The 7,733-nt window shown below is 72.4% G+C and carries 7 protein-coding genes; 3 read left to right on the top strand and 4 right to left on the bottom strand.

All coding sequences use genetic code 11. The annotated features are described in order from the left end of the window. The 3 genes from ACESL7_RS10385 to ACESL7_RS10375 all read left to right on the top strand — a co-directional run. Positions 1 to 739 (top strand): cysteine synthase A (locus ACESL7_RS10385; protein WP_372893254.1); only part of this gene is annotated, 739 nt, incomplete at its 5' end. Next, a complete protein-coding gene (locus tag ACESL7_RS10380) occupies positions 736 to 3,120 on the top strand; it encodes a DUF3772 domain-containing protein (RefSeq protein WP_372893253.1) in 2,385 nt (794 codons plus the stop codon). The genes ACESL7_RS10385 and ACESL7_RS10380, both read left to right, overlap by 4 nt. Further along, positions 3,117 to 3,836 carry an alanyl-tRNA editing protein gene (locus ACESL7_RS10375; RefSeq protein ID WP_372893252.1) on the top strand — a complete coding sequence of 240 codons (720 nt, stop codon included), beginning with the start codon at positions 3,117 to 3,119 and terminating at the stop codon, positions 3,834 to 3,836. Before ACESL7_RS10380 ends, ACESL7_RS10375 begins: the two co-directional genes overlap by 4 nt. Before the next feature lie 6 nt (positions 3,837 to 3,842). Here ACESL7_RS10375 and ACESL7_RS10370 read toward each other — a convergent pair whose 3' ends face one another. The 4 genes from ACESL7_RS10370 to ACESL7_RS10355 form a co-directional block, all read right to left on the bottom strand. Continuing rightward, the gene (locus ACESL7_RS10370; RefSeq protein ID WP_372893251.1) at positions 3,843 to 4,721 is read right to left on the bottom strand and encodes an aminoglycoside phosphotransferase family protein; all 879 of its coding nucleotides are present in this window, start codon (positions 4,719 to 4,721) and stop codon (positions 3,843 to 3,845) included. Between the two features lie 97 nt (positions 4,722 to 4,818). Continuing rightward, the gene (gene hisG / locus ACESL7_RS10365; RefSeq protein WP_372893250.1) at positions 4,819 to 5,514 is read right to left on the bottom strand and encodes an ATP phosphoribosyltransferase; all 696 of its coding nucleotides are present in this window, start codon (positions 5,512 to 5,514) and stop codon (positions 4,819 to 4,821) included. Continuing rightward, a complete protein-coding gene (locus tag ACESL7_RS10360) occupies positions 5,511 to 6,608 on the bottom strand; it encodes an ATP phosphoribosyltransferase regulatory subunit (RefSeq protein ID WP_372893249.1) in 1,098 nt (365 codons plus the stop codon). Before ACESL7_RS10360 ends, hisG begins: the two co-directional genes overlap by 4 nt. Beyond that, on the bottom strand, positions 6,605 to 7,733 hold a 1,129-nt coding region (locus tag ACESL7_RS10355; RefSeq protein ID WP_372893248.1), incomplete at its 5' end, for a histidine--tRNA ligase. The genes ACESL7_RS10355 and ACESL7_RS10360, both read right to left, overlap by 4 nt.

Below are 7,733 nucleotides of genomic sequence, written 5' to 3'. Positions count from 1 at the left end.
GGAAAAGAAGGACATGATCCGCCTCGCCGGCGCGGAACTGGTCGAGGTGCCGGCGGCGCCCTACCGCAACCCCAACAACTACGTCCGCTATTCCGGCCGCCTCGCCGAGCGGCTCGCGCAGTCCGAGGCGCAGGGCGCGATCTGGGCCAACCAGTTCGACAACGTCGCCAACCGGCAGGCGCATGTCGAGAGCACCGGCCCGGAGGTCTGGGCGCAGACCGAGGGGAAGGTCGATGGCTTCATCTGCGCCGTGGGCTCGGGCGGGACGCTCGCCGGCGTGGCGCAGGCCCTGCAGCCGCGCGGCGTCAAGATGGGCCTCGCCGACCCGATGGGCGCGGCGCTTTACAGCTACTACACCACCGGCGCGTTCAAGTCCGAGGGCAGCTCGATCACCGAGGGTATCGGGCAGGGGCGGATCACTGCCAACCTCGAGGGGTTCACCCCGGACTTCTGCTGCCAGATCCCGGACGAGGAGGCGCTGCCGGTGGCCTTCGACCTGCTGGAGCGCGAGGGGCTCTGCCTCGGCGGGTCGTCCGGCGTGAACGTCGCGGGCGCCATGCGCATGGCGCGCGAGATGGGGCCGGGGCACACCATCGTCACGATCCTCTGTGACTACGGCACGCGCTATCAGTCCAAGCTCTTCAATCCCGCCTTCCTGCGTGAGAAGGGCCTGCCGGTCCCGCGCTGGATGGAGCGGGACGCCGTCGACATGCCCGACGTGGCGGTGGCGCCGGAATGAGCTTCCGCGATCGGGCTGCGGGTCTCGCAGCGGCGTTCCTGCTCGGTCTGTGGGTCGCGATCGGCGCGGCCGCCGCGCAGGAGCCGCCGGATTACGAAGCCTGGGATCGCCTCGCCCAGCGGGCCGAGACGGTCGTGGACCGTGCGCAGGCCTCGGACGCGGCGCTCGAAAGCCTGCGGGCCGGGATCGCGGGCTGGCGTGACCAGTTCCTCGACGCGCAGGGCATCAACGCCACACGCATCGAGACGCTGCGCTCGCAACTCGATGCGCTCGGACCGCCGCCCGAGGAGGGCGAGAGCGAGCCGCGCGAGGTCGCCGAGCGGCGCGCCGAGTTGCGCGCGCGCCTGGCCGAGGCGCGCGCGCCGGTGGTCCGCGCGGACGAGGCCTTCACCCGTGCGAACGGGCTGATCACCGAGATCGACGCGCTGCTCCGCGGGCGTCAGATCGACGATCTGCGCGCGCTCGGGCCGACGCCGCTCAATCCGATGCACTGGCCCGCGGGCATCACGGACCTGCGCGAGGCCCTGCACGCGCTCCAGCGCGAGACGGCGCGCACGATCACCTCCGAAACGCGGCTGACAGAGGCGCGCAACCGATTGCCGGCGGCGGTTCTGCTCGTCGCCATCGGTCTCGTCCTGCTCGCCCGCGGCCATCACTGGGTGGAGGCGCTGGGCGACCGGATGCGAAGCGCTTCGAAGCGCGGCACGGGCGTCTGGTCGCTGCTGATCTCGATCGGCCATATCGTCCTGCCCTTTCTCGGCTTCGCGGCCCTCGTCAGGGCGCTGCTTCTGACGGGACTGGCAGGGCAGAACCTGACACAGCTTCTGGGGTTCCTGCCCTGGGCGTTCGGGCTGCTCCTCGCCTTCCGCTGGCTGGGGCGGCGCCTCTTCGACGCGCGCGACGCGGATGCGATCGTCCTTCTCGAGAGCGGCTGGCGCGCGGAGGCGCGCTGGTATGCGACGCTGCTCGCCTTGCTGGTCGTGCTGCAGTTGGTGACCTCCCAGATCGTGGTGCTGGAAGCGCTTCCGCCGGCGACCGAGGCGGTGCTTCAGTTCCCTCTCATCGTGGCGATCGGTCTCGTGCTGGTGCGGCTCGGCCGCATCCTCGCAAGCTACCGGCGCGGGGTGGAGCCCGAGGCCGGGATCGGCTTCGAGCTGCGCGCGATCCGGACGCTCGGCACGCTGTCCATGGTCATCGGCGCCGTCGCGCCGCTGCTCGCGGCCGTCGGCTACCTGAACGCGGCGCTCCTCATTCAGCCCTGGGTCGCGTCGATGGCGCTCGGCGGGCTCGTGCTGATCCTGCAGCGCTTCGTGCAGGACCTCGACCATCTCGTGACCGGCCGCGACACGGCGAGCGAGGGGCTTTTCCCGGTGCTCGCCGGCATGGCGCTGACCATTGCGGCGCTGCCGGTGCTCGCGCTCATCTGGGGCGCGCGCACCTCGGAGCTGGCCGATCTCTGGGCCCGGCTGCGTGACGGGATCCAGATGGGCGAGACGCGCATCTCGCTCACGGATTTCGTCGCCCTCGTGGCGGTGTTCGCGCTGGGATATGTCGCCACCCGCGCACTTCAGGGCGGATTGCGAAACTCGATCCTGCCCCGCACGCGGCTCGACAAGGGCGCGCAGACGGCGATCGTTTCGGGCACGGGATACATCGGCATCCTGCTGGCCGCGCTCATCGCGGTCTCGGCCACCGGGCTCGACCTCTCGTCGCTCGCCATCGTCGCCGGCGCGCTCTCGGTCGGTATCGGTTTCGGCCTGCAGAACATCGTCTCGAACTTCGTCTCGGGGATCATCCTGCTGATCGAGCGCCCGGTCTCCGAGGGGGACTGGATCGAGGTGGGCGGCAGCATGGGCTACGTCCGCAAGATCTCCGTGCGCTCGACGCGGATCGAGACCTTCGACCGCACCGATGTCGTGATCCCGAACGCCGATCTCGTCTCCGGCGTGGTCACCAACTGGACCCGCGGCAACACCATCGGGCGGGTGATCGTGCCGGTGGGCGTCGCCTATGGCACCGACACGCGCACCGTGGAGCGCATCCTGCAGGACGTGGCCGAGGACCATCCCATGGTCCTGCTCGATCCTGCGCCTTTCGTCCTCTTCCGGGGCTTCGGGGCCGACTCGCTCGATTTCGAGATCCGCGCCATCCTGCGCGACGTCAACTGGGTGATGAACGTGCAGTCCGACCTGAATCACGCCATCGCGCGCCGCTTCGCGGAGGAGGGGGTCGAGATTCCCTTCGCGCAGCGCGACGTCTGGCTCCGCAATCCCGAGACGCTGGCCGCCGCGCGGCCCGCGTCGGGCGAGGCCGGCCCGCCGCCGCCCCAGCGGCCCGCCGGCGTGCCCGAGACAGGCGACGGAGAGGGAGACGGCCAATGACCAGACAACTCTACCACGAAGACGCCTACGCCCGCACCGCGCCGGCCCGCGTGGAGCGCCTGACGCCCGAGGGCGGCCTCGTGCTCGACGCGAGCCTCTTCTATCCCACGGGCGGCGGGCAGCCCGGCGACAGCGGGCATCTCGCCTGGCCCGGCGGGCGCATGGCCGTGGCGACGACCGTCAAGGGCGCGGCGGGCGAGATCGTGCTCGTTCCCGCCGAGGGCGAGACGCCGCCGCCCGCGGGCACGGAGGTCGAGCAGACGCTCGACTGGGATCGCCGGCACGCGCACATGCGGGTGCACACGGCGCTGCACCTTCTCTCCGTGGTTCTGCCGCTTCCGGTGACCGGGGGCGCCATCGGGGCGGAGAAGGGGCGGCTCGACTTCGACATGCCGGAGGCGCCGGAGGACAAGGCGGCGCTTGAGGCGGACCTCAACGCCCTCGTCGCGCGCGACCTGCCGGTTTCGGAGGACTGGATCACCGATGCCGAACTCGCCGCCGACCCGGGCCTCGTCAAGACGATGTCCGTCGCGCCGCCCACCGGCGCGGGCCACGTCCGCCTGATCCGCATCGGAGACGGTGGCGAACAGGTCGACCTTCAGCCCTGCGGCGGCACGCATGTCCGCCGCACCGGCGAGATCGGGCGCCTGCGCCTCGGCAAGATCGAGAAGAAGGGCCGCCAGAACCGTCGTGTGACGGTGCACCTGGAGGAGTGAGCGCATTCAGCCCGCGCGGTGCTCGGCGATCACGTCGGCGAGGACGGCCGCCGCCGCGCGTTGGCCCGGCGGTGCAGGTTTGCCTCCGGCCAGCGTGATCGCGGCTTTCCAGAGCGCCCAACCGCGCGCTCGCGCCCAGTCGGCCTCGGACGCATCCATCCGGGCCATGAAGACCTGCCGCGCGGGCCCCTCGAAGAAGGTCCATGCGATCGTGAGATCGCAGGCCGGATCGCCCACGGCCATCTGCCCGAAATCGATCAGCGCAACGAGGCGCCTGCGCCTGAGCAACAAGTTGCTCGGTGCCACGTCTCCGTGCACCCAGCGTGGCTGTCCCGCGACGTCCGCAGCCTCGGCGGTGGCCCAGACCGACGCTCCACCGGCGCCCGACGCGCCGATCCGGTCGAGCGCGGCTGCCGTTTCTCCGCGATAGACACGGAGCTCGCCACCGCGGTGAAAATTCCCGACGCCCGGTGCCGGCCCGCCTTCCGACGGCACCCCCTGAAGCGCCGTCAGTCCGTCTGCCAGCGTGGCCGCGAAGGCCGGATCCCGGGCTTGTTCCGGCCCCGCCACGGTTCCCTCGATCCAGCGTCGTACGGCCCAGGGGAAGGGATAGCCGAAGCCCGGGCATCCCGTGCACACGGTCTGCGGTACAGCCAGGGGCAGCTTCGGCGCGAGCACGGGCAGCCAGCGTGCCTCCCGTGCGACCTGCGCGGCGTAACGCGCGGCGGCGGGAAACCGCAGGACGTAGCCGTCGCCGAGCCGGAAGCTGCGGTTGTCCCAGCCGCCCGGGACGAGCCGCTCGAGAGGCAGGTCGGCCAGGTCCACCGCATCTCGTCGCAGCAGCGCCCGCACGGTCGCGTCCGAAATATCGAGCCTGTCGTCCATGGACGCCCTCAGGGACCGGAGTCGCCGTAAGCCGCGGCTTTTCGAGAAACGGCCGTGTGCTCTCCCGGCGTTGTGACACCCCGGGCCCGATCGGCCCTCATCCGAGCCCGAGCGTCTCCAACAGCGCCGCCATCGCGCGGTCGTCTTCCGGCTCCAGTTGGGCGGCGCGGGACCGGTAGAGCGTCGCCTCGCTCCGGAGCACCAGCCCGTCGGAGAGAATCTTCAGGTGGTTGGCGCGGAGCGTCTCGCCGGAGGAGGTGATGTCGGCGATCGACTCGGCGGTCAGGTTGCGGACGGTCCCCTCGGTCGCGCCCTGGCTGTCGACGAGGCGGTAATCGGCGACGCCATGCGCGCGCAGGAATTCGCGCACGAGGCGGTGGTATTTCGTGGCGATCCGCAGGCGGTGGCCGTGCGCCGCCCGGAAATCCGCCGCCGCCATGTCGAGATCGTCGAGCGTGTCCACGTCCACCCAGGCGTCGGGCACGGCGATCACCAGGTCGGCGCGGCCGAAGCCGAGCCCGGCGAGCGCCTCGACCCGCGTCTCCCAGCGCGCGAGCGTCTCGCGCACGAGGTCGGCGCCCGTGACACCGAGGTGGACGCGCCCGGCCGCGAGTTCGCGCGGGATCTCGCCCGCCGAGAGCAGCACGAGGTCCACGCCCTCGGCCCCTTCAACCGCGCCGGAGTATTCGCGCTCGGCGCCCCTGCGCGCCAGCGTCACGCCACGCGCGGCGAACCACTCGGCGCATTGCTCCATCATCCGGCCCTTGGAGGGCACCGCGAGCTTCACCGTCATGCCGCCCCCCCGAGCGCCAGCGTCAGTCCGGGGCGGATCACGCCGCCCACCGCGGGGATCGCCGCGCCGCGCCCAAGCTGCCGCGTCAGGGCGTCGTAGCGCCCGCCCGAGGCCACGGGCGGAAGGTCGCGCCCTTCCGCGTAGAAGCCGAAGACGAAGCCGTCGTAATACTCCATCGAGGTGCGCCCGTAGCTCGCCTCGAAGTCGAGGCGGTCGACGTCGATGCCATGCCCGGCGAGGGCGGCGAGGCGCGCGGCGAGCCGGTCGACCGCCGGCAGGATCGCCGGCATCTCCTGCGCGATCCCGCGCAGCCGGTCCAGCGCGCGCGGCGCGGCGTCGCGCACGTCCAGGAGCGCGTCGAGGCCCGCCACCTCCTCAGGCGCGACGGGCGGCGCCGCGGCGTCCTCGCGCAGCGCGGCGACGCGGGCCATGATCTCCGCCTCCGAGCGCAGGCCGAGGAGCGGCCCGGCATGTGCCATCGGCTCCGGGTCGTTCAGAAGCGCGACCCGCGCGGTCGGCACCGGCCTGCGCCCCGCGAAGCGGTCGAGCAGATCGCGGAAGCGGCGCGGGCGCCAGATGTGGCGCAGGAGCGCGGCCTTGCGCCGATCGGTCGTCCTCAGCCCCTGCACGGCGGCCGTCAGCAGCCCGATGTCGCCCGTCGCGGCGCGCAGGCCGAGCGGCGCCAGCGCCTCGGCGAAGAGGGCGAAGACCTCCGCCTCCGCGGCCGTGGGATCGGCGCCGTCGAAGACCTCGTAGCCCGCCTGGATGTATTCGCTCGCGCGGTCGGGGTCGTCCTCCTGCCGGCGGAAGACCTCGCCGGCGTAGGTGTAGCGCGCGGGTTCCGCGCCTTCGGCCATGTGCATCTCGACCACCGGCACGGTGAAATCCGGGCGCAGCATGCGCTCGCCGCGCAGCGGGTCGTGCGTCGTGTAGGCCCGCGCGCGGATGTCCTCGCCGTAAAGGTCGAGCAGCGTGTCGGCGGGCTGCAGGATGGCGCAGTCCACCGCCCGCGCGCCCGCGGCCTCGAAGCGCGCGACGAGGCGGGCGGCCTCCGCACGGGTCGCCGCGCGGGTGTCGGCGGACGCGGGCGTCATTCGGAGGGGCCGAGGCCGTGCGCGGCGAGGATCGCGCGCACCTCCGCCACCAGATCGCCGCGCGCCACCTCCACCTGGCTCGGGCGCTCCTTCCACTCTTCGAGGGTCGCGCTCTCGGCGATCTGCGCGCCGAGGATCAGGTCCTTGAGTTGCACGACGCCGCGCGCGCGCTCGTCCTCGCCCGCGATGACGGCCACCGGCGCGCCGCGGCGGTCGGCGTATTTCATCTGGTTGCCGAAGTTCTTCGGGTTGCCGAGGTAGACCTCGGCGCGGATGCCGGCGGCACGCAGGTCCGCCGCCATGGCGAGGTAATCGGCCATCCGCTCGCGGTCCATCACCGTCACGACGACCGGCCCGGCGGCCGCGGCGTGCCCGACCCGCCCCGTCTCGCGCAGCGCGGCCAGCAGGCGATCCACCCCGATCGAGACGCCGGTGGCCGGCACCGCCTGCCCGGTGAAACGCTTGACGAGGTCGTCGTAACGCCCGCCGCCCGCGACCGAGCCGAACTGCCGCGGGCGGCCCTTGTCGTCACGGATCTCGAAGGTGAGCTCCGCCTCGTAGACCGGGCCGGTGTAGTAGCCGAGACCGCGCACCACCGAGGGGTCGATCACGATGCGGTCGGGTCCGTAGCCCTGGGCCTCCAGAAGCTCCGAGATCTGGCGGAGCTCCGCGACGCCCTCGGCGCCCACCGCGCTCTCGCCCACCGCCGCCGCGAGGTTGGCGAGCGTCGCCTCCGCCGTCTCCCCGCGCGAGGTGAGGAAGGCGACGACGGGCTCGGCCTGCTCGGGCGTGAGCCCCACCCCCTCGATGAAGGCGCCGGAGGCGTCGCGCCGGCCCTTGCCTAAGAGCTCGCGCACCCCGGCCTCCCCCACCTTGTCGAACTTGTCGATGGTGCGCAGCACGTCGGCGCGTTGCTCCTCGTCAGCCAGCCCCATGACCTCCAGCACGCCGTTCAGCACCTTCCGGTTGTTCACCCGCACCACATAGTCCCCGCGCGGGATGCCCACGGCCTCGAGCGTGTCGACGAGCATGGCGCAGATCTCGGCGTCGGCCGCCACGCTGGCCGCGCCCACGGTGTCCGCGTCGCACTGGTAGAACTGGCGGTAGCGCCCCGGCCCCGGCTTC

Source organism: Rhodosalinus sp. (assembly GCF_041685465.1).
Taxonomy (GTDB): domain Bacteria; phylum Pseudomonadota; class Alphaproteobacteria; order Rhodobacterales; family Rhodobacteraceae; genus Rhodosalinus.
The sequence above is the reverse complement of the archived record's forward strand: the minus strand, read 5'-3'. Positions and strand labels throughout refer to the sequence as shown.